At 64.0% G+C, this 22,887-nt stretch carries 24 protein-coding genes and 1 tRNA gene; 15 read left to right on the top strand and 10 right to left on the bottom strand.

Annotated elements, in window-relative coordinates; all coding sequences use genetic code 11:
* Positions 1–80: 80 nt before the first annotated feature.
* The gene (glmS, locus tag RAD16_RS03765; protein ID WP_458156534.1) at positions 81–1,907 is read right to left on the bottom strand and encodes a glutamine--fructose-6-phosphate transaminase (isomerizing); all 1,827 of its coding nucleotides are present in this window, start codon (positions 1,905–1,907) and stop codon (positions 81–83) included.
* A gap of 220 nt (positions 1,908–2,127) precedes the next feature.
* Between glmS and RAD16_RS03760 the strand changes: the two genes are divergently transcribed.
* Positions 2,128–2,343 (top strand): hypothetical protein, encoded by a 216-nt coding sequence (locus RAD16_RS03760; RefSeq protein WP_458156533.1) that lies wholly within the window; start codon positions 2,128–2,130, stop codon positions 2,341–2,343.
* A gap of 12 nt (positions 2,344–2,355) precedes the next feature.
* Here the strand turns inward: RAD16_RS03760 and RAD16_RS03755 are convergent, their stop codons facing one another.
* A complete protein-coding gene (locus RAD16_RS03755; RefSeq protein WP_458156532.1) occupies positions 2,356–2,541 on the bottom strand; it encodes a hypothetical protein in 186 nt (61 codons plus the stop codon).
* 12 nt (positions 2,542–2,553) lie between these two features.
* Entirely contained in the window at positions 2,554–3,921 is a 1,368-nt protein-coding gene (gene glmU / locus RAD16_RS03750) for a bifunctional UDP-N-acetylglucosamine diphosphorylase/glucosamine-1-phosphate N-acetyltransferase GlmU (protein ID WP_458156531.1), read from the bottom strand.
* Between the two features lie 173 nt (positions 3,922–4,094).
* Between glmU and RAD16_RS03745 the strand changes: the two genes are divergently transcribed.
* Positions 4,095–5,534 carry a hypothetical protein gene (locus RAD16_RS03745; RefSeq protein WP_458156530.1) on the top strand — a complete coding sequence of 480 codons (1,440 nt, stop codon included), beginning with the start codon at positions 4,095–4,097 and terminating at the stop codon, positions 5,532–5,534.
* Positions 5,535–5,648: 114 nt separating this feature from the next.
* The gene (locus RAD16_RS03740) at positions 5,649–6,029 is read left to right on the top strand and encodes a hypothetical protein (protein WP_458156529.1); all 381 of its coding nucleotides are present in this window, start codon (positions 5,649–5,651) and stop codon (positions 6,027–6,029) included.
* On the opposite strand, the gene RAD16_RS03735 is transcribed toward RAD16_RS03740, so the two are convergent.
* Positions 5,989–7,656, bottom strand: a complete 1,668-nt coding sequence (locus RAD16_RS03735; RefSeq protein WP_458156528.1) for a glycoside hydrolase family 17 protein — start codon at positions 7,654–7,656, stop codon at positions 5,989–5,991. The genes RAD16_RS03740 and RAD16_RS03735 overlap by 41 nt on opposite strands.
* 223 nt (positions 7,657–7,879) lie before the next feature.
* Here RAD16_RS03735 and RAD16_RS03730 point away from each other — a divergent pair, with 223 nt between their 5' ends.
* From RAD16_RS03730 to RAD16_RS03710, 5 genes are all read left to right on the top strand, one after another.
* Complete coding sequence (locus RAD16_RS03730) at positions 7,880–8,476, top strand: beta-1-3, beta-1-6-glucan biosynthesis protein (protein WP_458156527.1); 597 nt, start codon at positions 7,880–7,882, stop codon at positions 8,474–8,476.
* A gap of 215 nt (positions 8,477–8,691) precedes the next feature.
* A complete protein-coding gene (locus RAD16_RS03725; protein ID WP_458156526.1) occupies positions 8,692–11,361 on the top strand; it encodes a glycosyltransferase in 2,670 nt (889 codons plus the stop codon).
* A 324-nt stretch (positions 11,362–11,685) separates the two neighbouring features.
* Positions 11,686–11,761: transfer RNA gene (locus RAD16_RS03720), tRNA-Lys, on the top strand.
* A 528-nt stretch (positions 11,762–12,289) separates the two neighbouring features.
* On the top strand, positions 12,290–12,583 hold the full coding sequence (locus RAD16_RS03715; RefSeq protein WP_458156525.1) for a hypothetical protein: 294 nt from the start codon (positions 12,290–12,292) through the stop codon (positions 12,581–12,583).
* A 486-nt stretch (positions 12,584–13,069) separates the two neighbouring features.
* Complete coding sequence (locus RAD16_RS03710) at positions 13,070–13,579, top strand: hypothetical protein (protein ID WP_458156524.1); 510 nt, start codon at positions 13,070–13,072, stop codon at positions 13,577–13,579.
* A gap of 77 nt (positions 13,580–13,656) precedes the next feature.
* On the opposite strand, the gene RAD16_RS03705 is transcribed toward RAD16_RS03710, so the two are convergent.
* Positions 13,657–14,322 (bottom strand): hypothetical protein, encoded by a 666-nt coding sequence (locus RAD16_RS03705; RefSeq protein ID WP_458156523.1) that lies wholly within the window; start codon positions 14,320–14,322, stop codon positions 13,657–13,659.
* Between the two features lie 307 nt (positions 14,323–14,629).
* On the opposite strand from RAD16_RS03705, the gene RAD16_RS03700 reads away from it, so the two are divergent.
* From RAD16_RS03700 to RAD16_RS03685, 4 genes are all read left to right on the top strand, one after another.
* Positions 14,630–15,103: a hypothetical protein gene (locus RAD16_RS03700; RefSeq protein WP_458156522.1), complete on the top strand. Its 474-nt coding sequence runs from the start codon at positions 14,630–14,632 to the stop codon at positions 15,101–15,103.
* A 163-nt stretch (positions 15,104–15,266) separates the two neighbouring features.
* Complete coding sequence (locus RAD16_RS03695) at positions 15,267–15,437, top strand: hypothetical protein (RefSeq protein WP_326904485.1); 171 nt, start codon at positions 15,267–15,269, stop codon at positions 15,435–15,437.
* 703 nt (positions 15,438–16,140) lie between these two features.
* On the top strand, positions 16,141–16,380 hold the full coding sequence (locus tag RAD16_RS03690) for a hypothetical protein (protein ID WP_458156521.1): 240 nt from the start codon (positions 16,141–16,143) through the stop codon (positions 16,378–16,380).
* A gap of 184 nt (positions 16,381–16,564) precedes the next feature.
* On the top strand, positions 16,565–16,810 hold the full coding sequence (locus RAD16_RS03685; RefSeq protein ID WP_458156520.1) for a hypothetical protein: 246 nt from the start codon (positions 16,565–16,567) through the stop codon (positions 16,808–16,810).
* An 82-nt stretch (positions 16,811–16,892) separates the two neighbouring features.
* Here RAD16_RS03685 and RAD16_RS03680 read toward each other — a convergent pair whose 3' ends face one another.
* Both RAD16_RS03680 and RAD16_RS03675 read right to left on the bottom strand, forming a co-directional pair.
* Positions 16,893–17,285 carry an NUDIX hydrolase gene (locus tag RAD16_RS03680; RefSeq protein WP_458156519.1) on the bottom strand — a complete coding sequence of 131 codons (393 nt, stop codon included), beginning with the start codon at positions 17,283–17,285 and terminating at the stop codon, positions 16,893–16,895.
* A 100-nt stretch (positions 17,286–17,385) separates the two neighbouring features.
* Complete coding sequence (locus RAD16_RS03675) at positions 17,386–18,471, bottom strand: AI-2E family transporter (RefSeq protein ID WP_458156942.1); 1,086 nt, start codon at positions 18,469–18,471, stop codon at positions 17,386–17,388.
* A 242-nt stretch (positions 18,472–18,713) separates the two neighbouring features.
* Between RAD16_RS03675 and RAD16_RS03670 the strand changes: the two genes are divergently transcribed.
* Both RAD16_RS03670 and RAD16_RS03665 read left to right on the top strand, forming a co-directional pair.
* Complete coding sequence (locus RAD16_RS03670) at positions 18,714–18,941, top strand: hypothetical protein (protein ID WP_458156518.1); 228 nt, start codon at positions 18,714–18,716, stop codon at positions 18,939–18,941.
* Positions 18,942–19,142: 201 nt separating this feature from the next.
* Positions 19,143–21,188 carry an acetoacetate--CoA ligase gene (locus tag RAD16_RS03665; RefSeq protein ID WP_458156517.1) on the top strand — a complete coding sequence of 682 codons (2,046 nt, stop codon included), beginning with the start codon at positions 19,143–19,145 and terminating at the stop codon, positions 21,186–21,188.
* A 7-nt stretch (positions 21,189–21,195) separates the two neighbouring features.
* Here RAD16_RS03665 and RAD16_RS03660 read toward each other — a convergent pair whose 3' ends face one another.
* Complete coding sequence (locus RAD16_RS03660) at positions 21,196–21,408, bottom strand: hypothetical protein (RefSeq protein WP_458156516.1); 213 nt, start codon at positions 21,406–21,408, stop codon at positions 21,196–21,198.
* A 206-nt stretch (positions 21,409–21,614) separates the two neighbouring features.
* Between RAD16_RS03660 and RAD16_RS03655 the strand changes: the two genes are divergently transcribed.
* Complete coding sequence (locus RAD16_RS03655) at positions 21,615–21,917, top strand: hypothetical protein (protein WP_011087444.1); 303 nt, start codon at positions 21,615–21,617, stop codon at positions 21,915–21,917.
* A gap of 106 nt (positions 21,918–22,023) precedes the next feature.
* On the opposite strand, the gene RAD16_RS03650 is transcribed toward RAD16_RS03655, so the two are convergent.
* Positions 22,024–22,260: a hypothetical protein gene (locus tag RAD16_RS03650; RefSeq protein ID WP_458156515.1), complete on the bottom strand. Its 237-nt coding sequence runs from the start codon at positions 22,258–22,260 to the stop codon at positions 22,024–22,026.
* Positions 22,261–22,596: 336 nt separating this feature from the next.
* Complete coding sequence (locus RAD16_RS03645) at positions 22,597–22,881, bottom strand: hypothetical protein (RefSeq protein WP_458156514.1); 285 nt, start codon at positions 22,879–22,881, stop codon at positions 22,597–22,599.
* Positions 22,882–22,887: the final 6 nt, after the last annotated feature.

Raw genomic sequence — 22,887 nt, 5'->3', positions numbered from 1 at the left:
AGGTCGGTCGCTACGCTCAAGCTAGGGTCTTCTAGCAGGTTTTGGAAGATCACGAAGCGAGCGGCCCTTGTCCCTTCTGCCTATTCCACGGTCACCGATTTGGCGAGGTTGCGCGGCTGGTCGACGTCGGTGCCCATGATGACCGCCGTGTGATAGGCGAGCAGCTGCACCGGGACGGCATAGACCATCGGCGTGAAGGCGGCCGCCATGTCGGGCATGACGATGGTGACGAGGGATTCGACAGTCGCCTCCGCCGCGCCCTTGGCGTCGGTCATCAGGATGATCTTGCCGCCGCGGGCGGCGACCTCCTGCATGTTGGAGACGGTCTTCTCGAACACGCGGTCATAGGGCGCGATCACGACGACCGGCATGGTCTCGTCGATCAGCGCGATCGGGCCGTGCTTGAGCTCGCCGGCGGCATAGCCCTCGGCGTGGATGTAGGAGATCTCCTTCAGCTTCAGCGCGCCTTCCAGCGCCAGCGGGAAGCTGGTGCCGCGGCCGAGATAGAGCACGTCGCGCGATTTGGCGATCTCGCGCGAAAGCTTCTCGATCTGGAGCTCGGTGGTGAGCGCATCCGACATCAGGCGCGGGATCTCGACGAGGCCGTGGACCAGCTTGGTCTCGTCCGCGTCGGACAGCTCGCCGCGGGCCTTGCCGGCCGCGATCGCGAGGTTTGCCAGCACCATGAGCTGGCAGGTGAACGCCTTGGTCGAGGCGACGCCGATCTCGGGACCGGCCAGCGTCTGCAGCACGGTCTCGCTCTCGCGCGCGATCGTCGAGGTCGGCACGTTGACCACGGCAATCGTGTGCACGCCCTCGGCCTTGGCATAGCGCAGCGCGGCCAGCGTGTCGGCGGTCTCGCCGGACTGCGAGATGAAGATCGCCAGATCGCCCTTGCGCAAGGGCGCCTCGCGGTAGCGGAATTCGGAAGCAACATCGACCTCGACCGGCACGCGCGCAAAGCGCTCGAACCAGTACTTTGCGACGAAGCCGGCATAGCTCGCGGTGCCGCAGGCGGTGATGTTGATGCGGCGGATGTCGTTGAAATCGAACGGCAGCTTGACCGGCAGCGAGACGCGCTCGCTCGCCATGTCGACGTAACGCGCCAGGGTGTGGCCGACCACTTCCGGCTGCTCGTGGATCTCCTTGGCCATGAAGTGGCGGTAATTGGCCTTGTCCACCAGCGAGGTCGAGGCCGCGTGCTTGATCTTCTCGCGCTGGACGGCGTGGCCGTCCTTGTCGAAGATCGTGGCGCTCTTGTGGGTCAGCACGACCCAGTCGCCATCCTCGAGATAGCTGACCGTGTCGGTGAACGGGCCGAGCGCGATGGCGTCGGAGCCGAGATACATCTCGCCGTCGCCATAGCCGATCGCCAGCGGCGGGCCGTTGCGGGCGCCGATCATGAGGTCGTCGTCGCCGGCGAAGATGAAGCCGAGTGCGAAGGCGCCGCGCAGGCGCCCCAGCGCCAGCTTCACCGCTTCCACCGGCTTGTTGCCGCGTGTCATGAGATCGTCGACCAGATGCAGCACGATCTCGGTGTCGGTTTCAGTGTGGAACACCGTGCCGTTCTTCTCGAGCTCCTCGCGCAGCTCGCGGAAATTCTCGATGATGCCGTTGTGGACCACGGCGACGCGCTCGGTCGCGTGCGGATGGGCGTTGTTGACGGTCGGCTTGCCGTGGGTGGCCCAGCGGGTGTGACCGATCCCGGTCGTGCCCTTGAGCGGCTCGGCTTCCAGCCGCTTCTCCAAATTCTTCAGCTTGCCCTCGGCGCGGCGGCGCGCGAGCAGCTTGCCCTCGAGCGTGGCGACGCCCGCGGAGTCATAGCCGCGATATTCAAGACGTTTGAGCGAATCCACCAATTGCTCTGCAACCGGCTCGCGCCCGAGAATGCCGACAATCCCGCACATGCGGATCAATATCCCCCAAATCGTCGAAAAATCGCCAAAACGACGCGCTCAGTTTTTAGCGAAGTTCCTAAGGAACCAGATAGTCAATAATTATTGCTGATTGAGACAGCACCGGCTCGCACTCTGCTTCGACTGCGTCGAATTGGCCGGCGTTAAACCGCGCGCATTAACTTCTTGTCAACAAGTTTGACCAACGATTCCGGGCCAGGAGATCAAGGCCATGAAGAGCTCGTCCGGTCGCAAAGGTCTGTCATCGCTGTCCGTGCGCGCCAGCGAAACCACCGGCACGCACCTTGCGCATTGGCCGCCGCCCCAGCGCGGCAAGGAAAGCAAGCCGGTGTTCGTCAAGCACGTGCAGGGCGAGCCGGCCAAGCGCGCCAAGCCGCGCGGCTGGCGCCTGACTCGCGCGATCTTCTCGGAATTCGCCGACGACTGATAGCGGTGCGTCTCACCACCCCCGCGCCACGGCAAATACGAGGAAAGCGAGAAGCGCCCAGAACACCAGCCCGATGACGAGGCAGACAATCTCGGGCGGATCGTCATCGAACGGTTCCCGCAGCAGCATCCGCCCGATCCCCGTGACCAATGTCTCGATCAGAAAACTGAAGAGATCGCTGATGAAGCGCGAGGACACGGCAGCCGGCGCTCACGTCTCCGGCTTCTTTTCCAGTTTCTTGCCGCTGGTCTTCATTTCGCGGTAGCGGGCCGCGCCGCCTTCCCGGATGGTCTGCTGGCTGCGCTCAAGCGCCATCGCATCGTCAGGCACATCGCGCGTGATCACCGAGCCGGAGCCGATATAGGCTCCGTTGCCGATTTTGACGGGCGCGACCAGCGAGGAGTTGGTGCCGACGAAGGCGCCCTGCCCGATGATCGTCTTGTGCTTCTTGAAACCGTCGTAGTTGCAGGTGATGGTGCCTGCACCGATGTTGGAATTGGCGCCGACGGTGGCGTCACCAATGTAGGAGAGATGGTTGACCTTGACGCCGGCCTCCAGCGTCGCCGCCTTGGTCTCCACGAAATTTCCGATCCGCGCGCCGTCGCCAAGCGAGGTGCCGGGCCGCAAACGCGCATAGGGGCCGATCGAGACCTTCTTGCCGAGCGTGGTCTCGACGATGTGCGAGAACGAGTGGATCACCGTGCCGTCGGCGATCGACACGCCGGGGCCGATGACCACGAACGGCTCGATGGTGACGTCCTTGCCGAACACCGTGTCGGCGGATAGGTAAACCGTCTCCGGCGCGATCAGCGTCACGCCGGAATCCATCGCCGCTTTCCGCAAGCGCGCCTGCATCACGGCTTCGGCTTCCGCGAGCTGCGCCTTGGTGTTGATGCCGCGCACCTCGTCCTCACTGGTCTCGATCACCACGGACTCCCATCCCTTTTCGCGGACGATGCCGACCGCATCGGTCAGATAATATTCGCCCTTGGAATTCGCATTGCCGATCTTCTCGAGGATGTCGAGTGCGCGGCGGCCGTCGATCGCCATCACGCCGGCATTGCACAGATCGATCTTGCGCTCGGCGTCGCTGGCGTCCGCCTGCTCGCGGATCGCGACCAGACGATCGCCCTCGACGATGAAGCGGCCATAGCCGTTGGGATCGGCGGCGCGAAAACCGAGCGCGGCGATCGCGGCGCCCTTGGCAAGCGGCGCGCGCAGCCGCGCAAAGGTCTCGGCCGAGATCAGCGGCGTATCGCCGAACGCAATCAGGAGATCGTCGGCGCCCCGCGCGATGGCCTCTCGCGCTGCCAGCACCGCATGCGCGGTGCCGAGCCGTTCGCTCTGGACGAAGGTCAGCGCGTCGGGACGGATGCGCTTGGCTTCATCCGCGACCGCCTGATGATCAGGACCGATCACGACGGCGAGCGAGGTGCCGGCTCCCTTGGGGGCGGCGGCGAGCACATGGGCGAGCAGCGTCTGATGCGCAACGGGATGCAGCACTTTCGGCAGGCTTGATCGCATGCGCGTGCCTTCGCCGGCGGCGAGCACGATCGTGAGGCTGGAACGGGCGGTCATCGAAATCCTGTCAGATACGGCCGAATCAATTGGCGCGACGGGCGGAACGCCCTCATGAGCTGCCGCCTTGCTACCCCCGCAAACGCCCGGAATTCAAGTGCGAGTGGGTTTTCCTGTTAATGTTCCCTGATTGATTCGGGGGAAGCCGGACAGGGGCTGGGCACTTAACGTTCATGGCAAAGGATTCCGACCCACTGGCGGATGCCTTCGGCGACAAGGAGACCGGCGGCCTGTTCTCCGGATTTTTGGCCGAGGAAAGCACGTTCGACCGCCGCATGATGTGGCGGCTGGGCACGTGGGGCGTCACGGCCATCGGCGCCGTCGTGCTCGCCGTGATGTCCAACCAGACCCAGCTCGGCTGGCGGCGCGACCAGGTCGCCTCCGCCGATCTCGCGCGCCAGGCCGACCGGTTGCAGCTCCTGACCAAGGACAGCCAGAACGAGGCGCGCCGCCTCGCCTCCGCCATCGAGACGCTGAACACCGATCGCGACCGGCTCTATTCGCGCGTCACCATGCTGGAGCAGGGACTCGAGTCCGTCACCGGCGCCATCGCGAGACAGAACGCCGGTGCGGCGCAGGCCTCCGCGGCGAAGCCGCAGGACGCCGCCAGTCTGGTTGGACCGCCGGCCCCCAGCGTCGCGCCGGTCGCCTCGACGCCGGCCGCGCCAAACGAGAAGCTGCGCGCAGAGGCCGCCAAGGAAACGAAGGACACGTCGAACGAGGCCGCCAGGGATCAGGCAGGCCTGCCGCCGCAGACCGCGGCCGCCGCCTCACTCGTGTCGCAGGCGCCGGTGACGACGTCGGCTTTGCCGATGCTGCCGCTGCTGCCGTCCAAGTCAATGATGGCGCCGCCTGATCCGGCCGCCTCCAAGCTGGTTCAGCCCGAAACGGGTGAGAAGGCCGCCGAGAAGAAACCCGAGCCGGCGCCCGCTCCGACCGAAGTCGCCGCCGCGGCCAAGCCGCCAGAGGCAGCCGAAAGCGAGGCGCCCGCGATCGCAGTCCAGCAGACGCGCTTTGCGATCGACCTCGGCGGCGCCAACTCGCTCGACGGCCTGCGCGCGCTTTGGCGCGGCGTCACCAAATCCAATCCGGAAGTCGCAGCGCTGCGCCCGATCATCATGATCAAGGAAGGCGCGACCGGCCTTGGCATGCAGCTGCGTCTCGGCGCCGGCCCGCTGATCAACGCCGCCGCTGCAGCAAAGCTCTGCGCGGGCCTCGCCGAAAGCGATCGCCACTGCGAGACCACCGTGTTCGACGGCCAGCGCCTGTCGATGCGCAGCGGTTCGGAGAAGGGCCAGGACAAGGGGCAAGAGAAGGGACAGGACAAGTCCCAGGAAAAGGGACAAGACAAATCCCAGGACAAGTCCCAGGACCGGGTTCAGGAGAAGGCCTCCGACAAGACCCAGGACGCCACCCCGCAAGCCGAGAGCACGCCGGCCCCCGCGCCCGCCGCCAAGCCGGACAAGCACCGTCGCGGCTATTCCTCCAAACGCTCATCCAAGCGCGAGGAGCCCGCGCCTGCGCCCGCCCCTGCGGCGCCGCAGCCGGCTGCGCAGGCGAAGCCGGAGACCGCATCGACAGGGTCGACGCTATCGTCGTTCTTCAGGCGGTAATCGTCTCGAACGCTTGCTTTCGCGAGCCAGTTCGATCGGACATTCTCGCGTGAATTCGCAGGAAACTTCCCTGCGCCTGTTGCCCCTTCCGGCCATCCCGACCATATTGCGGCCATGACAAAAAAGCCCTTCCGCCTCACGCCCTACCAGGTGCAGTTCCTGATTGTCGTCGGCTTCGCCTCCGTCGGCTATGCGCTGTATCTGCGCTATCTCGGGATCGAGCTCTCGACCGTCGGACTTGCCTGCGACGCCGGCCTGCAGACGATGATCTGCAAGGCGCGCTCGGTGGCGACCGTACTGTTCAAGAATTCGGTGTTCGGCATCGTCGCGCTGGTGGTGGCGACGCTGAACCTGCTGCGGCCGTCGATCGTGCTGCTGACCGTCGGCATCGCTGCCGCCGGCCTCGGCATCGTGCTCTACAATGTCGTGCTGTCGGGCCTTGCGATCGGCCTGCTCATTCTTGGATTTGCTCGGCCCGCGCCCGCCACAGCGTGAGCGCGAACAGCAGAAACATCGCGCAGGTCCATAGCGACTGCCAATTGTCGCGGCCCTCGTTGAAGAGCACGTAGACCGCCGACAGCGCCAGCACGCCAGCGAACACCGCCTCAGCGATCGGACGCTGGCCGATCTGCGGCCGGTTCAGCGTCAACAACAGCGCGAACGGCACCACCGCCATCGTCAGCGAGGCGTAGGGGAAGTCGTGGTAGCGCGGGTCGAACACGAAGGCGAGCGCGGTCTGCGCTGCGATCACCGCAGTCACCGCCAGCGTCAGGCCCAGCACCGCCGTCAGCTTCGACCATTTCCGGCCCTCGCGCGGACCCAGCAGATCGAGGAAGGTCGGCAGGCTCCGGCCGATCACCATCGCCTGCGCGCAGAAGATCGGCGACAAAATGCCGGCGAGCAGCAGCGCACCCCAATGCATCCAGCCGCCGATGCCCAAGCTCTCATAGTACATCTTGTCGACGCCGATCCCGAGCAGGCTGCCCGCCGTGGTCGCAGAGATGGCAACGCCGAGCCAGGCCGAGAAGCGTGGCGTCCACGGCCGCCGGCGCAGCGTGATCAGCGCCACCGCGAACACCAGCACGCACAGGCCCAGGCCCGCGCCCATGTACCATTTCCAGTACGGGAAATTGCTGATCGGCTGGCCCGGCGGATATTTCAGGTTCCGGCGCACGGAGTCATAGAGACCCCAATAGCCGCCGACGGTGCCTTCCAGCTTGCGCTTCCACGGCTGGTCGTAGGACTCGATCAGATTGACGCGGAATTTCTGCGCCTTCGCGAGGCTGAGGATTTCCGAGACCACGCGCGCCTGGTTCGTGCGCGACGGCAGCGCGCCCTCGCGCATGCGCCCTTCGCTCGGCCAGCCGGTCTCGCCGATCAGGATCTCCTTGCCCGGAAACGCGACCGCCATCCGCTCGCGGATGGTCTCGACATGGGCGGCGGCGAACTTCGCCTTGACCGGGAAGTCCTCCCAATAGGGCAGGATGTGGATCGTGACGAAGTCGACGGCGTCGTAGACCTCGCGGTTCTTCAGCCAGAACTCCCAAACGTCGGCATAGGTCACGGGCACGCTGACCTGCGCCTTCACCGAGCGGATGATTGAGACGAGGTCCGCCGTCGTCATCTCGCCGCGCAGCAGCACCTCGTTGCCGACGATGATGCTGGTGATGACGCCGGGGAAATCCTTGGAGAGGCGGACCGCGAGCGCGGCCTGCTCAAGATTCTTGGTGCGGTTGCTAGAGAGCCAGATGCCCTGAAGCACTTTCATCCCGCCGATCCGGGCGGCGATCGCCGGCACCTGGTCGAGCCCGTTCTCCATCGAATAGGTGCGGACGCAGTCGGTGATCTCCTTGAGCTGGCGGAGATCCTGCTCGATCTGGTCGGCCTCGATATGGGTCCAAGAGTTCAGCGGCGACTGCTCGCCGCGGAACGGCGCGTAAGAGACGCATTGAACCTTTTCGGTGGGATCGATCGGCGCGCGCGCGAGCGTGATCGGCGTGGCAAGCCACCACCACACGGCAACGATTACCCCCAGTGAGACGAGCAGAAGCGCCAGTGGCGTACGAAGAGAAATCGGTTCCGTCCTCCGCGAAGGGCCGTCGATTACCTGCTCGCACGCCATCTGCCAAGGGGTGAGGCCGGGATGGATCCCCCACTACCCCAAGGAATTTAGCTGCGGCCGTTCGACAGAGGCCTAGGATCGTGACTTTGCTGGACAAAATTCGAAATACAGGTCATCAGACTCGCCGGGAATTTTCCGCCGCATTGGAGACCCATTTGGACGCCATCACCGGCGCGTCCGCGGGATCCTGACGTGGGCGGTTAGCGGAGATATTGGGGAATTCATGCGGCAACGGGTGCGTCAGTCACGAAATGCGGTCCTGCGGCAGTTCGCCGCCACCTTGGCCGTCTCCTCCCTGCTTGCTCTGGCCGGCCTCGGTGGCGCCTTCGCCCAGAGCGGCACGCCGGCCCCTGACCAGGGCAAGGCCGCTGCCCAGCCCGCCGACGCCGCCGCCAAGGATGCCGCCCAGAACCAGCGCCGCACCGACGAGTTCGCCGAAGCCGCCCAGGTCATCAACGGCCCGGCCGGCAATCCCGAATGCGTCTGGCTCGGCCGGCGCGTGGTGCGGCTGATGTGGCGGGATGACCTCGATACCGCGTTCCGCCATCTCGACCTCTACGACCGCTTCGGCTGCCCCGGCGGCCACATCCAGGCCGCCTTCCGCTGCCTGACCCGCTTCGGCGGCCAGATCGATCCCAAGGTCGCCGAGACCCTGGACAGCCGTGTACACGCTTGCTGGATCAATCCGGCTTCCCAGCCGCAGCAGGCGGCCGCCAGCGCCTCCCAGCCGGCGGCCCCGACCACCGGCAACGCGCAGGCCCCGCAGCCCGCAGCGAGCCCCTCGCCTGCGGCAAGCCCGTCGCCCGCGCCGCAGAAATAATCGCACGCCGCTTCAGCCGTCGTTCAGGAACGATCGGCGATAGAGACGGTTGGCACTGCCACGCATTCCCAAAAGGCCATGCCCTGATAAGGACATGAGCCCATGACAGTTGTGAAACCGCGCGGCAGAGGTATGCTCCATTTGCCGCGGACTCGGTCGGATCTCGGGGTCGGATCCGCTTCCCTGCCACCTCAGCCCCTTTTGGTTTAGCCGCGATGCGCGTTGTCGCCGCCGTTCTGTTGCTCGTGTCCGCGCTTCACGCTGGGCTGTGGGGAGTCTTGCGCGACAGGGAACCTGCGCCCGATTTCAGGGGCCTGCTCCCCAGCGTCTCCTACGCACCGTTCGAAGGCTCAGCCCACCCCGACATCGACAACATCCCGACGGTCGAGAAAATCCGCGCCGACCTGAAAACGCTGTCGACGATGACGCGCGCGATCCGCCTCTATTCGTCCACCGGCGGCGTGGAACTGGTGCCGCCGATCGCGGCCGAGTTCGGCCTCAAGGTCACCGTCGGTGCCTGGATCGACAAGGATCCAGATCGCAACAAGCGCGAGATCGAAGCCGCGATCGCGCTCGCCCGCAAGAACAGCAACGTCGTCGGCGTCGTGGTCGGCAACGAGGTGATTTATCGCGGCGAGCAGAAGGTCGAAGACCTCATCGACATGATCAAGAAGGTGAAGGGCTCGGTGCGCGTGCCCGTCACCACCGGTGAGATCTGGAACATCTGGCGCGACAATCCCGACCTTGCCTCCAACGTCGACTTCATCGCCGCCCACGTGCTGCCCTATTGGGAAAACTTCCGTTCGGACCAGGCGGTCGACCAGGCCGTCGACCGCTACAATCTGTTGCGCAATTTGTTCCCCGGCAAGCGCATCGTGATCGCCGAGTTCGGCTGGCCGAGCCAGGGCTACAATCTGCGCAACGCCGATCCGGGCTCGTTCCAGCAGGCGCTGACCTTGCGCAACTTCGTCAGCCGCGCCGAAGCCATCGGCATGGAATACAACATCGTCGAAGCCATCGATCAGCCCTGGAAGTTCTTCGAAGGCGGCGTCGGTCCGTATTGGGGCATCCTCAACGCCAACCGCGAGGCGAAATTCGCCTGGACCGGCCCGGTGGAGAATCCTGACTACTGGAAGCTGATGACGATCGCGCTGCTGGTCGGTATCCTCCTGTCGCTGCCGATCCTGCGGCTGGAACAGCCGACCGCCAAGCAGGCGTTCCTGCTGTCGGCGACCGCCAACGGCGTCGGCGCCTGGGCCGCGACTGTGTTCGCGTTCTGGAACGGCCACTACTTCATCTTCGGCTCGGCCTTCGCGCTGACGCTCGGCATGATCCTGCTTGTTCCGCTGGTCCTGATCGCGATGGCGCGCATCGACGAGATCGCGGCCGTGGCCCTCGGCCGTCCGCCGCAGCGGCTGCTCGCCAAGAGCACGCCGGTCGAGAACGCGCCGGAGAATTACTTCCCAAAGGTCTCGATCCACATCCCCGCTTATTTCGAGCCGGTCGAGATGCTCAAGCAGACGCTCGATGCGCTGTCGCGGCTGAACTATCCGAACTACGAATGCGTGGTCATCATCAACAACACGCCCGATCCCGCGTTCTGGCAGCCGATCCAGGACCATTGCCGCGCGCTCGGTGAACGCTTCAAGTTCATCAACGCCGAAAAGGTGCAAGGCTTCAAGGCCGGCGCGCTGCGCATCGCGATGGACCGCACCGCCGTCGACGCCGAGATCATCGGCATCCTCGATGCCGACTACGTCGTCGATCCCGACTGGCTGAAGGACCTCGTGCCGGCTTTCGCCGATCCGCGCGTCGGCCTCGTGCAGGCGCCGCAGGAGCACCGCGACGGCGATCTGTCGATCATGCACTACATCATGAACGGCGAATATGCCGGCTTCTTCGACATCGGCATGGTCCAGCGCAACGAGGCCAACGCCATCATCGTGCACGGCACGATGTGCCTGATCCGCCGCGCCGCGATGGACATGGCCGGCGGCTGGTCATCCGACACGATCTGCGAGGACTCCGATCTCGGCCTGGCCATCCAGGAGCTCGGCTGGACCACCCACTACACCCGCTACCGCTACGGCCAGGGCCTGCTGCCCGACACCTATGAGGCCTTCAAGAAGCAGCGCCACCGCTGGGCCTATGGCGGCCTCCAGATCGTCAAGAAGCACTGGCGCCACTTCCTGCCCGGCAAGAGCCGGCTGACGCCCGACCAGAAGCGCGAATACGGTTTGGGCTGGCTGAACTGGCTCGGAGCCGAAAGCCTCGGCGTGGTCGTGGCGCTGCTCAACCTCATCTGGGTGCCGATCGTCGCCTTCGCCGACATCGCCATCCCCGACAAGATTTTGACGCTGCCGATCATCGGCGCCTTCATCGTCTCGCTCGCGCACTTCCTGTCGATGTACCGCGCGCGCGTCGCGATCAAACCCGGCCAGATGCTGGGCGCCATGATCGCCGCGATGAGCGTGCAATGGACGGTGTCGCGCGCGGTCGCGCAAGGGTTGATCACCGAGCACATTGCCTTCGCGCGCACCTCCAAGGGCGGCCTGTCCCGGATGTCGATCGAGTTCCAGGCGTTCTGGGAGGCCGTGATCGGCACCCTGCTCCTGGTCGGCGCCGGCGTGCTGGTGGCGTCCAACAGCTTCCGGCAGATCACCGAGATCTACATCTTCGCCGGCGTGCTGGTGCTGCAGAGCCTGCCGTTCCTGGCGGCCGTGGCGATCGCCATCCTCGAGCTGAGCCGCATCAACTCGTTCCAGTTCTGGCGGGACAGCGCGATCCGCACGGCCGAGCTGATCGGCCTGCGCCCGGTCGCGCTGCCGACCCCCGCCGGCACGCCGCAGGCCGTGCCAAACGAGGTCCGGCGCGAGGCGAACTGACGGGACGAACATCGTCGGCGCGGGCAAGACGTCCGCGCCGACGGCCGTCCGCAGTGTTCGGCGTGGATAGCCACGCACCAATCAGGTTGAGATTTCCGGCCTAAACGACGGATAGCGCGGGCAAATCCCCGGTCCTGCCTCGAGTTTCGGCAGCCACCCAAGCTATTGACCTCCGCAGCCGGTGCCCCTACACAGCGCGGGCCGAAAGCATGATCCGGAAACAGCCGGTTTTCCCCGCGACGCGAATTTCAAGCGCAGCGGCAAGACATGCTTCTCGAATGTCCGACAACGATGGCGATCTCGAAAGCCATCCAGCGGCCATGGGAGCGCGTAGCTCAGCCGGTAGAGCACGTGACTTTTAATCACGGGGTCCTGGGTTCGAGCCCCAGCGCGCTCACCACTTAAAATCAAAGACTTAAACCCAAAGCTTCCACCGCCTGATTGAAGTCCAATTTCCGGCTGTGCACACGCCCTGCACACAGCCGGGGACCCATGAGGTACTGGACACCATCCGGCTTCCTTGTGTTGCTCGCGACCATCGTTCCAGTGCTGATCGGCGGGCGCTTGCAGAGATGCCATCGCAAGTGCGGACTTCTCCACACCCACGAAGGGCAGTAGCTCGCGCCCATTCCGCGGCCCAAGGGATCGATAATTTGCCTCCGGCTTGTGTCGCTTTTCGATGGCGGGATGCGGCTCCGAAAGATCACCTTCGGTGACATGCGCGAACAAACTCAATGCGTGAATTGGCAGAAGCAGGTTTGCCGCAGTCTACCAGAACGCCCCAACTGCCGAATTCTTATAGCCGGAAATCGGCCCGGCTAGTCGGCGAGAAAAGCGACCTCGTCAACGTATGGATGTAGGGTATATTGGCTGAGGTAAGAAGTTTCACTGTTCGTGCAGAGGTGCCCATCATCAAGGAACTGATCCAATGGCAACAGCAGAAGATGTGGAAATCGAAAGGCTTAAACTTGCGAATGATCTGGGGCGCTACGGCCTGAAGGGCACGCTCTATGGCGCATGGGCTGCGCTGGCGGCCTTCGTTATTATCGCCGTCGCTCAAATGGTAACGGGCAAAACGGTGGTAGACGGTTGGGCATTCACCGCGCTGGTGTTCATCATAGTGCTTCCAATCACCGCTTTCGGAGCCTTCGTGTTCCAAAGGGCTTTCTCGATCGAGGGCAAATTACCTGGCAGCAGCTTCAAAACTAGATCGGACGGGTAGCGATCGAGTGCACTGCGATTGAGTGCTAAGCTCATTCGTCACTCCGACAGCGCAATTGTGTGCACTGTCAATGTAATGTGAGCAGGTAGAGCGTACTAAACGGCCTATTTCTGAGAGAAACAGCGTGCGTGACGCAGACAGATTCTGTGGGCCCGCCAGCGAACGAGTCTGGCGAAGGCTCCGCGTCGGAATCCTCGTCACAGGGCTCGTCGTCAACCGTGAAGTCCTCGTCGACGTCGATGGTGCTGTCGAGCCCGTCGATTAGGCGTTTGATCTCGTCCCGGCCGGTCGCAGGCCGACGTTCTGCCCGACTTTGAGCGGGCGATCCGCGGCCCGTAATCGCCGGTCAGACCTGAGCACCAAATTGATCGACTCGTTCCAAGCCGCATCGGTCGTTTGGACGACGCGCGCCTCATCGGGAGCGCGGTACACACGCCCGCGCAGCATCAAAGATGCGGCATCTACTTTTTTCATTTGGAGGTCGAGATGCGTTTCGCTGAATTCGCTAAAATCACCACCGCTTTGCTTCTGTTTGCCGGAACGGCCTGGAACTGCGCAAGCATTCCGGCACAAGCTGGACAGGTCCAGCGGCTCACCAATCTCTACTACGAAGACATTTTTGCAGGCGTGAACTGCACAAACACGAATCACTGCAGCGGCGTCTCATCGCCGACTCCGTCGGACGGCTACCTTTCCATCAATCACGTGTACTGCAACGTTACGACGCGCGCGCAACTTCAGCTGATGTATTTTCAAGTCTGGACGGCACCTCCGAGCTCGGGCGGCACCGTGCTCCGGACCGTATTTCTCGGTTTTCCACCGGTCACCGCGAACGCAGCAAATGGATTCTATTTCTATAACTTCGATCAGAACGTTTTTTTCTTCGTCGGCCAGAACAGATATGTGGTACTGTCGGGCCAGACGATCCCGGGCGATACACAGGGGGTTAGTCTGAATTGCAGCATCACCGGCACCATGATTCCACCGCCCACGTGAGCGAGAATATCGGCGGTGCCATGGTCTGCAAGCGCTCCGCGCTCGCCAAAGCCCGTATTGGCGAGCCTGCGGTGTCATCAGCTCTCCGGCGCGGCAACCGTCGCCGGCGCAGTCAGTGGGGCTCCTCCAACCGAAACGGGCCCGACGGATTTCGACTGCCGGACCATCCGCTTGCGCAGCGCTGCGGGTAGTCCGTAGCGGGCATGCGCTTTCCGGATGGAGGACGTCACGTCCGACGTCATCGTGCTCTGCAGCGTGTCGACCTTCGCGATGAGCGTGGACAGCTGCGAGGATATCTTCCTCACATCGACCCGCTCGTCAGTGATGCTCTGTCGCAGCGACAGGAGCACCATTGAATCCTGCTGCATCAGAGCCGCATTTTGCTGCAAGGCCTGGTTGTTCTCCTGCAGCGAGGCCGTGTGCTGCTGCTGGGCCGACTGGATGTCCTTCAAGGCCGCGGCAACCGGGTCCGCCTTCGGCGCGGGAGCGTCCCCGCGCGGAAGCAATTCGGCCAAGCGGCTGACATTCAGCGACGGAAGGTCGGACGGCCAGGTGTAGATGGCGGCCGCGCCATTGATCGCCAGGGCACACACCGACAGGGCCAGGACCGATGTCCGGCTGGACTGCTTGATCGGCGCTGGAGCTTCAGGGGCTGCGGGCTCGGGCGCTGCGGCGAGCGCCAGTGCTGCGGGGTCGAGTTGTTCGACAAGGCCTTGCGCTTCGGATGTCGTGGTCACGTGCATTGACCTCAAATGAGCGGGCAAAAGGAGGCCAACGCCGGAACGTCCTCGCGGACCCCTCCTTTACGCAGCACTCACTTACAACTGTCGAAAATTGTGAGCTTTTCGGCTTAATTCCACGTTAGCGAAATGGCTGCCGGACCCGTCAAGCCAGCCCGGCAGATTACGGGGGGCGATGCGACAGCGCCCGCGGTGGCGGTTCGCAAGACGCCCCCGATCCCCAACTCAGGTTTGAACCTTTCGCGGGCGGGAACCTACCAATGCCCAGCCTCACCGCTACGCTACCCGCAGCTTATATTCAGAGATCAAAATGCGTTTTGCAGAATTTGCCACATCGGCTGTTGTTGCCGCGGCGCTCTTTGCTGGAAGCCAGGTCCATGCAGCGCCCGTCGTGGTCGGCACATACTATGACGAAACAATCAGCGGCACATGCAGCAGCCAAACCAATTGCAGCGTGTTCTTTGCGCAGACGCCAGCGAACAAGATGGTGATGGTCAAAAAGCTGCACTGCAAAATTCAAACCACGCAGCCCATTTACGTCGGCGGCCTGTTTATTTCAACGGACGGCATTCCAAACGCGATCCAACGCTGGTTACCGCTCCCCCTTCCGAACGTCGCATATACCGGGCCCGCATCCAACACGGACTTCAATGCGTACTTTGATATGACCACGGAATGGCTTATCGGCCAGGGACGCTTTCCATTCGTCAGAGTCAGCACGGCGACTACGAGCAATTCCGTGATCTTATGCACCCTGATCGGCGCGCTGGTCGATCCGTCATAGTCACCGGAGCGGAAGCTGCTACGCGATATTGAACCACGGTCGGTGGATGACAGCGGCGGCGGCCGGATCAGCACTGTCCCCTGTTCCATGCCCCTCACCCCAAAAAAGCCGGCAGACAACCCGTGAGAAAGGTGTAGGATTCGGCAAAATCCGGAGGAATGGCATGTTTGAAATCAGCGGTTTCGACACGGCAGGCGTCGTCAGCCTCAAGCGGCTGTCTCTCGCCGCCGCCCTCAAGAAGGCCAAAGAGCTGATCGAGGACGGGTGCTGGGACGTTCAGATCGTTGATCCAAATGGCCGGGTCTACACTTCGTTTGAGGAGCAGGCCGCCTAGCCGCCTCGCCTGCCCAGCCAGACGTCACCCAGCCGGATCGCGCTTCGCGAAGCCTTGGCGTGGCTAGGGCCATTTGGCGTGGCCAGGGTCCACCACGGTCCAAACGAAAAACCCCAGCGCCTGGTAGGGAGCGCTGGGGTGTTTTCAAAATATCAATCGGTAAAGCAATGGGGCCTTCGTAGCAGCGGCCTCAGAGATCGCGTGTGAACTGGTTCACACGTCGTCTGATTTTTCTATCCTCCCCGGCCGACATTGGACGAGGCATTGTTCAGCCATCGCTGTGTTGCTTCATCGCTCCAGCCGGGGACCGCGAAGCGCGCCCGGGGATCGACCTCCGCACCGGACGGATCGACCGCGGGATAGCGCGGATGATGTGTGCGGGGACGATGCACCGTCGCAGCGTTGGCAGCGGTACACAGGACAATCAACAGACCCATCGCCAGACCAGAGCGCATCGGACCAGATCCAATCGAACATCGCCCCTCGGCTGATGTGATGCGCCAACGGTCCCGCCGCAATCCGACATGGCATCACAGCTCGGCGATGGGCCGGTGGCGGCACGTTCTCGCGATAGTACGAACCGTGGCCGTGACGGATGTCACATTCCAGTGCCGCGGATCTGCTCCCGCGGCGGGGCGCGCCGCATTTGCGTTTGAGCTGCGCCACACCCCGCGTTAGCCTCAGCCTTTTTCAGGAGGCTCATTTGAGAACATTCATTTTCATCGCCGCCGTCGTGCTCCTTTCGACCGTCCCTGCCCGCGCGCAGGCACTGGTCGACCCCAACAAGGTTGCACCCGAATATCGCGAGGCGGCCGAGAAGCGCCGGGCCGAACAGGTGCGGCAGCGCGAATGCGCGCTCAAGGCGGATCTCGAGAAGGTGCTGCCACGGGATCGCACCGCCTATCTCAACCAGTGCCTGGATGCGATAGCTGCCAGGCAATAGCGGCCGCGCCTGCTGTCATCGCGACGGGCGGACGTCGCTCGGCCGTGAACGCTGAAGACTGGTCAGCCCCCCTGACCATTCAAACATTCTTCAGACATTTGGGCTCACGTGGCGATCCATTTCCAATGACCATTGTTGTCCGCGAATGAGCTCGGTCCAGATTCAGTGCACGCGGTGCAAGGGCGTGTTTCGCGATCGCGCCGGGCGATTGCAGGACGGCTATTCCAGGCAATGTCCGAGCTGCGAGGTCGTGCTGTTCTTCGCCGAAGACTCCCAGCACCCCTTCATCAAGCGCGCGATGCGCGATGCCCGCAAGATCCGTAAGGCGCTGCGCGAGGCCGAAGCAGCGCGGATCGCAGCACCGCAACCGCAGGCGGGGCCGTCGCGGAGATTTGCCGGACGAACGCGCGCGGCGCAGCGATCGGATTAGAGGGCGCGCCAAGCTATCCCGGGGCAACGCCGGGCGATTTGTCGCACCACAACGCGCTCGACCCGCACAGCGCGCGCGGCCCTCAGCTCCGGCGCCGCTTCCTCGGAAACAGGCGATCGCGGATATAGCGCGAGGTCGCAGTCAGGCGAATGCCGCGCGGCTTCTGCCAGGCGGCGCGATCGATCTCGTTCTTGTCGCCGATCGCCAGCCTGCCCTTGGCGCCCTTGGCGATGAAGATCGCATCGCTCATCTTGCGGCCGGAGCGCTTGTTCCGGGCCGTCACTTCCTTCCAGAGGCTGATCCGGCCGAGCTTCAGCTTGGGCAGCTCTTCCTTGATCTCCCGCCGCAGGCAATCCTTGTCGGACTCGCGCGCGCGCTTGCGGCCGCCCGGGAACATCCACAGGCCGTCCGATCGTCGTCTGACCAACAAAACCTTGCCGCGCCTTGCGGCAACCAGCTTGGAAGACTTCGCCATTCCTAATCGTAGGCTCGAAAACAGAATCTCGCCTATCGTAACTTGTCTAGGCCAATAGACAAGTTCGCCGGGAACTTTGATCACAGCGCATGCGGGAGGCTCAGCCTTCGCTCACTCCCGCCCGGTCCTCCGTCCGGATCCAGGCCATCGCCATTTCCCATGCCACGGACAGGATGATCGGCCCGATGAACAGGCCGACGATGCCGTGAGCGAGCGTGCCGCCGATCACGCCGACGAAGATCACGATGGTCGGCGTGGTCAGGCCGCGCCCCATCACCAGCGGCTTCAGCATGGTGTCGATGAAGCCGACGAGGACGAGGAAGATCGTCAGCAGCAGCGCCGTGGTGACGTCCTTGGCGGTCCAGATCCAGATGATGACGGGCAACAGCACGAGGAAGGCGCCGATCTGCACGATCGAGAGCAGCAGCACGATGAAGGCGAGCAGGCCCGCACTCGGCACGGCCGCGAGCTTGAAGCCGAAGCCGGCCAGCAGCGCCTGCACCACGGCGACGCCGATCACGCCCTGCGCCACCGCACGGATGGTGGCGCCTGCGAGCTCCAGGAAATGCTCGCTCTGCTCGGGCACGATCCTGACCAGGAAGTTGCGGCCGGCCGCGACCAGCCGCGGACCGTGCGGAAACAGGAAGCCGGCAACGAACACCGACAGCAGGAACTGGACGGTGCCGAGACCGGCATCCCCCGCAAGCGACAACAACGGTCCGGCCAGCGGCTGGAGATATGGCGCCACCTCGCGCAGCACCGCGCGGATGTTGGTGTAGGCCTGGTCCCAGAGCTCAAAGAGCCACGGGCCGACCAGCGGCCACGACTTCAGCTGCTCCGGCGCCGATTGCAGCGCGAGGTCGCCGGTGCTGAGCTGGTGCGCCAGCTCGCGCACGCCGTCCACGGCGCTGATGCCAAGCCAGGTCGCCGGGCCAATGACGATGCCGAGCGTGATCAGGGTGAGGATCGCCGCCGCGGTCTTGGGCCGGCCGCCGAGGATCTTGGCGACCCAGCTGAAGGCCGGATAGAACGCGACCGCGAGCACGCCGCTCCAGGCCAGGATCGGCACGAACGGGCGGATGATCAGGAAGGTCCAGATGATCAGCAGGCCGAGCAGACCAAGCCGGATCACGAGCTGGATGATATCCTCTCCCGTGAGGAGCTGACGGAGGCTTTTCACGGGCAGGGCTTTCCTTGCGGCATCACGCGGGTTCCGGCACTGGCACAATCCCGGGTTATTGCGAGCCCCGCATCCGCCGTCAAGACGACCGGTTCGAGGCCCGGCGCTGGAGCGACCTGGAACTTCCTGCAATGTCCGCCGGCGGGTTTGGCTAACGGCGATTAACCGGATTTCCGCAGGCCGGTTTACGCCGATGCAAACGCCCGTCCTTACGCTTGCCGTCGAACATCCGAGAAGACCGAGCTGCAATGGCCAACAGCATCTGGACGACCGAAGAATTCACCTGCGCGGGTTGCAGCATGAACTACACCGCGACACGGGAGGAGCACAGCGAGGCGCATACCGGCAGCTTCAAATGCAGCATTTGCAGCGGCGTGGTGCACAGCTGGTCCGGCAAGCATCATTTCTTCGGCTGGCAGGCGGTGAAGACCAGGCCGCCGGTGTTCGGACGGCGCTGGGCCGGGGTCGAGTGGTAGGCTGAGGCAAGCTTCGCACTGCCGTAGCCCGGATGGAGCGCAGCGAAATCCGGGACAGCAATTGCGTCATTCCATGATTCCCGGATCGCGCTACGCTCCATCCGGGCTGCGAACTGTCATTGCGCTCTGCGTGAGCGATGGCTTCTACGACGCTGCGGCAGGGGCTACACTTGCCCTCCCCGCAATAGAAGCCGTTACGCAATGACCGCTCCTTTCGTTCCCCAGATCGCCCTCTATCGTAACTGGCTCGCCGCGCAGCGCGGCCTCACCTTCGCGAATTACGAGGAGATGCGGCAATGGTCGGTCCGCGACCTCGACGCGTTCTGGCGCAGCATCTGGGACTATTACGATCTGCAATCGCCGACGCCGTTCGCGGCCGTAATCACCGAGCGCAAGATGCCCGGCGCGGTGTGGTTTCCCGGCGCGCAGGTGAACTACGCGCGGCAGGTGTTCCGGCACGTGGACGCGGCGCACGCCGCCGGACTGCCCGCGATCGTCAGTTGCGGCGAGGACGGCATAGTCACTGAGACGAGCTGGCCCGAGCTGCGGCGCAAGGCAGCCGCGCTCGCGCTGCATCTCAAGGATAAGGGCATCAAGCCCGGCGACCGCGTCGCGGCGTACCTCCCCAACATCCCCGAGACCATTATCGCGTTTCTCGCGAGCGCCAGCATCGGCGCAGTCTGGAGTGTTTGCGCGCCCGACATGGCCGCACCCGCCGTGATCGACCGCTTCAAGCAGATCGAGCCGAGAGTGCTGATTGCCTGCGACGCCGTCGCCTATGCCGGTCGCAAGCATGACCGCAAGGATGTCGTCGCCGAGCTGCGGCGATCGCTGCCGAGCGTCGAACACGTCATCCTGCACAGCGAGGCCGCCGCGCCCGCGGCGCCGGACGCTCTGCTCTCCGATATCACCGCAAGGACCGGCGCTGCGATCGACGCGTTCGAGCCGATGTGGCTACCGTTCGATCATCCGCTGTGGATCGTCTATTCCAGCGGCACCACCGGCCTGCCGAAACCCATCGTGCACGGCCATGGCGGCATCGTCATCGTGGTGCTGGCGTTGCTCGGCCTGCACAACGATATCGGCTGCTCCTATCACGAGAACTCGTTCGGCGAGCGCTATCACTGGTACTCGTCGACCGGCTGGATCATGTGGAATTCGCAGGTCGGCGGCCTGCTCAGCGGCACCACCTGCTGCATCTTCGACGGCAGCCCCGGCGGCGCCAAGGACAAGCCGGACTGGACCACGCTGTGGCGCTTCGTGGCGCAGTCGAAGGCGACGTTCTTCGGCGCGGGCGCGGCGTTCTTCGCGAACTGCGCCAAGGCCGAGATCGATCTTGCCGCCGCCGGCGATCTCTCACGCCTGCGCTGCCTCGGCTCGACCGGCTCGCCGCTGAGCGCCGACACGCAAGGCTGGTTCAACGACCGCTTCGCGGCGCTGTCGAAAATCAACGGCAGCAAGGCGCAGGCCGATATCTGGTGGGCCAACATCTCCGGCGGTACCGATTTCGCCGGCGCCTTCATCGGCGGCAACCGCGAATTGCCGCAGACGCCGGGCGCGATGCAGTGCCGCCTGCTCGGTGCTGCCGTCGAAGCCTTCAGTGAACACGGCCGCGCGGTGATCGGCGAGGTCGGCGAGCTCGTCTGCACCGAGCCGATGCCGTCGATGCCGCTCTACTTCTGGAACGACAAGGACGGTGCGCGCTATCGCGCCAGCTATTTCGAGACCTATCCGGATAATTTCGACGGCAGCGGCCGCGGGCCGGTGTGGCGGCATGGCGACTGGCTCAAGGTCGAACCGGACAGCTCCTGCATCATCTACGGCCGCAGCGATGCCACCATCAACCGCCACGGCCTGCGCATGGGCACGAGCGAGCTCTATTCCGCGATCGAGGCTCTGCCTGAGGTGCTCGACAGCCTCGTCGTCGATCTCGAATATCTCGGCCGTGACAGCTACATGCCGCTGTTCGTGGTGCTGCGCGAGGGCGTCGCCTTCGACGGCGCAATGCAGGCGAAGATCAACAAGGCGATCGAGGCCGGCCTCTCCCGCCGCTTCCTGCCGAACGAGATCTTTGCCGTCGCCGAGATCCCGCGCACTCTCTCTGGCAAGAAGCAGGAGCTGCCGATCAAGAAGCTCTTGCTCGGCCAGCCCGTCGAGAAGGTCATCAACAAGGAGGCGATGGCCAATCCCGCCTGCCTCGACTGGTACCTCGCCTTCGCGCGCGATTATCTCGCCCGGTCTGCGTGAGAGGCCTTCAGCCACCGCCGAAATTGGAGGGGTCGAGATTCCTGTTCTCCGATGGCGGGATCGGCGGCCACCCCGGAAACTTGTACCAGCCGGGCGGCACCGGCGCGTCCTCGGCGGGACGAACGACGACATGACGGTGCCTTGGCGCGCGATGCACCGGCGCGGCCAGCGCCGGCGCGCACAGCGAGATCAAGAGAGCGAGGGCCAGGACAGACCGCATTGAACGTGCTCCAGACGTCCACCCACCTCCCGATGTGGTGCGGGACTGACGCGGAGCCCACGGCCTTGCGGGTCACGATCGGTCACATCGGCGGCATTCCGGATGCGGCAAGCCCAGCCGATCGGCCGAATTGCACCGATGCCGTTTGCACTCCGTTCACCGATCGCGGCTAGATCAGGATGGAACCTCCGCCACGAACACCTGACATGGCTGACCTCAACGCCGTCCTCACCAGGCTCAACGACCGTCTGCTCCGCCTCGAGGGCGAGCTGTTCGTGCTGCGCTCGCTGGCGCGCGCGACACTGACGGCCGGCGACGATCATGCGGCGCGGATGCGCAAGCTGGTGGAGGCTGCGAAGGTTGCGCTCGACGACGAGGCGAAACGCGAGCTCGACAAGCCGACGCGCAAATATGTCGATGCGGCAACGGCGCTGGTGGAAGAGCTGCTGGTGGAGCCGACCCCGGCGCGTCCGCTCTTCACCGTCATCGATGGCGGCCGGCGCGACTGAACGTCCTAAAGCGCGATCAGATTAGGATGAATCGTCATCGCGCTTTAGGTTGTTGTTTGAGCATGATCTTTTCGGAAAACCGCTGCGCACTTTTCCGGATCATGCTCTAGCGAAGCCGCGTCGCACCGGGCTCGGGTGCATCCGCCGCGAGCCTGGTCAGTCCAGCCTCGATGATCGCGATCTCCTCGTCGATCTTGTCGATCGGCAGGCTGAAATCATAACGGCCGGACCGGCTTTTCAGATCGACTGCGAGCCGCTGCCTGTGCATCATCAGCTCGTCGAGGCCACGGCGGTTCTTCAGCCGCACATAGGCGTCCACAATCTGTTCAATTGCGCTCGGCATAACATCGGTCCCGGCGAAAAAACCCGCGCGGCGCACCCACGCCGGCGGGACCTTTTCGGTGTCGCGGTACGCAATACAAATCCGCGACGGATTCGTCGATACGACAAGCAGGTTGAGAACGTATTACCGTCTGATGATTTCGTGACGCGCGGCACGAAAAAGCCGCTGGCGACACGCCAGCGGCCAAAGCCGGGTTCGAAAACGGGTCCGTAATGAAATTTGGCCAGCCCCGGATGGGCTGGTTCTAACCGCACACAAAGATTCCTTCTGTTAAAAAATGAAACGGAGGAGCCGCCTCATTGATCATTTGCTGCCGACCGTGGCAGCGCTGCAACGCTAATCGACGACGCAAAAATACTTGCGCGGCAGCTTGCGGTAGGCGCTGTAGCGGTAATACGGCCTGTAAGCGTAGCCACGATAGATCGCCGGCGGCTCCTCGCCGTAATAGGCGTCGTGGTAGAAATTGTAAGGCACCCCTTCAACGCAGCGATAGGCATCCCAGGTCGGGCCGATGACCGGCGCCACCCCGATCTCGGGTGGCACTTCCGGGTAAGGCCCGCCAGCCCAGGCTGGGCCGGCCACGATCAGTGCCGCGAGGAGGAAAAACCACGGGCTTCGCATGCGCTC

This window comes from Bradyrhizobium sp. 18BD, from assembly GCF_054185225.1.
Note: the sequence above shows the minus strand (reverse complement) of the source record. Positions and strands in the feature narration are given on the sequence as shown.

What these genes read in the sequence shown, in the direction of transcription:
- glmS (WP_458156534.1), bottom strand. Translation starts at nt 1,907, where the DNA reads ATGTGCGGGATTGTCGGCATTCTCGGGCGCGAGCCGGTTGCAGAGCAA.
- RAD16_RS03760 (WP_458156533.1), top strand. Translation starts at nt 2,128, where the DNA reads ATGAAGAGCTCGTCCGGTCGCAAAGGTCTGTCATCGCTGTCCGTGCGC.
- glmU (WP_458156531.1), bottom strand. Translation starts at nt 3,921, where the DNA reads ATGACCGCCCGTTCCAGCCTCACGATCGTGCTCGCCGCCGGCGAAGGC.
- RAD16_RS03745 (WP_458156530.1), top strand. Translation starts at nt 4,095, where the DNA reads ATGGCAAAGGATTCCGACCCACTGGCGGATGCCTTCGGCGACAAGGAG.
- RAD16_RS03740 (WP_458156529.1), top strand. Translation starts at nt 5,649, where the DNA reads ATGACAAAAAAGCCCTTCCGCCTCACGCCCTACCAGGTGCAGTTCCTG.
- RAD16_RS03735 (WP_458156528.1), bottom strand. Translation starts at nt 7,656, where the DNA reads ATGGCGTGCGAGCAGGTAATCGACGGCCCTTCGCGGAGGACGGAACCG.
- RAD16_RS03730 (WP_458156527.1), top strand. Translation starts at nt 7,880, where the DNA reads ATGCGGCAACGGGTGCGTCAGTCACGAAATGCGGTCCTGCGGCAGTTC.
- RAD16_RS03725 (WP_458156526.1), top strand. Translation starts at nt 8,692, where the DNA reads ATGCGCGTTGTCGCCGCCGTTCTGTTGCTCGTGTCCGCGCTTCACGCT.
- RAD16_RS03715 (WP_458156525.1), top strand. Translation starts at nt 12,290, where the DNA reads ATGGCAACAGCAGAAGATGTGGAAATCGAAAGGCTTAAACTTGCGAAT.
- RAD16_RS03710 (WP_458156524.1), top strand. Translation starts at nt 13,070, where the DNA reads ATGCGTTTCGCTGAATTCGCTAAAATCACCACCGCTTTGCTTCTGTTT.
- RAD16_RS03705 (WP_458156523.1), bottom strand. Translation starts at nt 14,322, where the DNA reads ATGCACGTGACCACGACATCCGAAGCGCAAGGCCTTGTCGAACAACTC.
- RAD16_RS03700 (WP_458156522.1), top strand. Translation starts at nt 14,630, where the DNA reads ATGCGTTTTGCAGAATTTGCCACATCGGCTGTTGTTGCCGCGGCGCTC.
- RAD16_RS03695 (WP_326904485.1), top strand. Translation starts at nt 15,267, where the DNA reads ATGTTTGAAATCAGCGGTTTCGACACGGCAGGCGTCGTCAGCCTCAAG.
- RAD16_RS03680 (WP_458156519.1), bottom strand. Translation starts at nt 17,285, where the DNA reads ATGGCGAAGTCTTCCAAGCTGGTTGCCGCAAGGCGCGGCAAGGTTTTG.
- RAD16_RS03670 (WP_458156518.1), top strand. Translation starts at nt 18,714, where the DNA reads ATGGCCAACAGCATCTGGACGACCGAAGAATTCACCTGCGCGGGTTGC.
- RAD16_RS03665 (WP_458156517.1), top strand. Translation starts at nt 19,143, where the DNA reads ATGACCGCTCCTTTCGTTCCCCAGATCGCCCTCTATCGTAACTGGCTC.
- RAD16_RS03660 (WP_458156516.1), bottom strand. Translation starts at nt 21,408, where the DNA reads ATGCGGTCTGTCCTGGCCCTCGCTCTCTTGATCTCGCTGTGCGCGCCG.
- RAD16_RS03655 (WP_011087444.1), top strand. Translation starts at nt 21,615, where the DNA reads ATGGCTGACCTCAACGCCGTCCTCACCAGGCTCAACGACCGTCTGCTC.
- RAD16_RS03650 (WP_458156515.1), bottom strand. Translation starts at nt 22,260, where the DNA reads ATGCCGAGCGCAATTGAACAGATTGTGGACGCCTATGTGCGGCTGAAG.
- RAD16_RS03645 (WP_458156514.1), bottom strand. Translation starts at nt 22,881, where the DNA reads ATGCGAAGCCCGTGGTTTTTCCTCCTCGCGGCACTGATCGTGGCCGGC.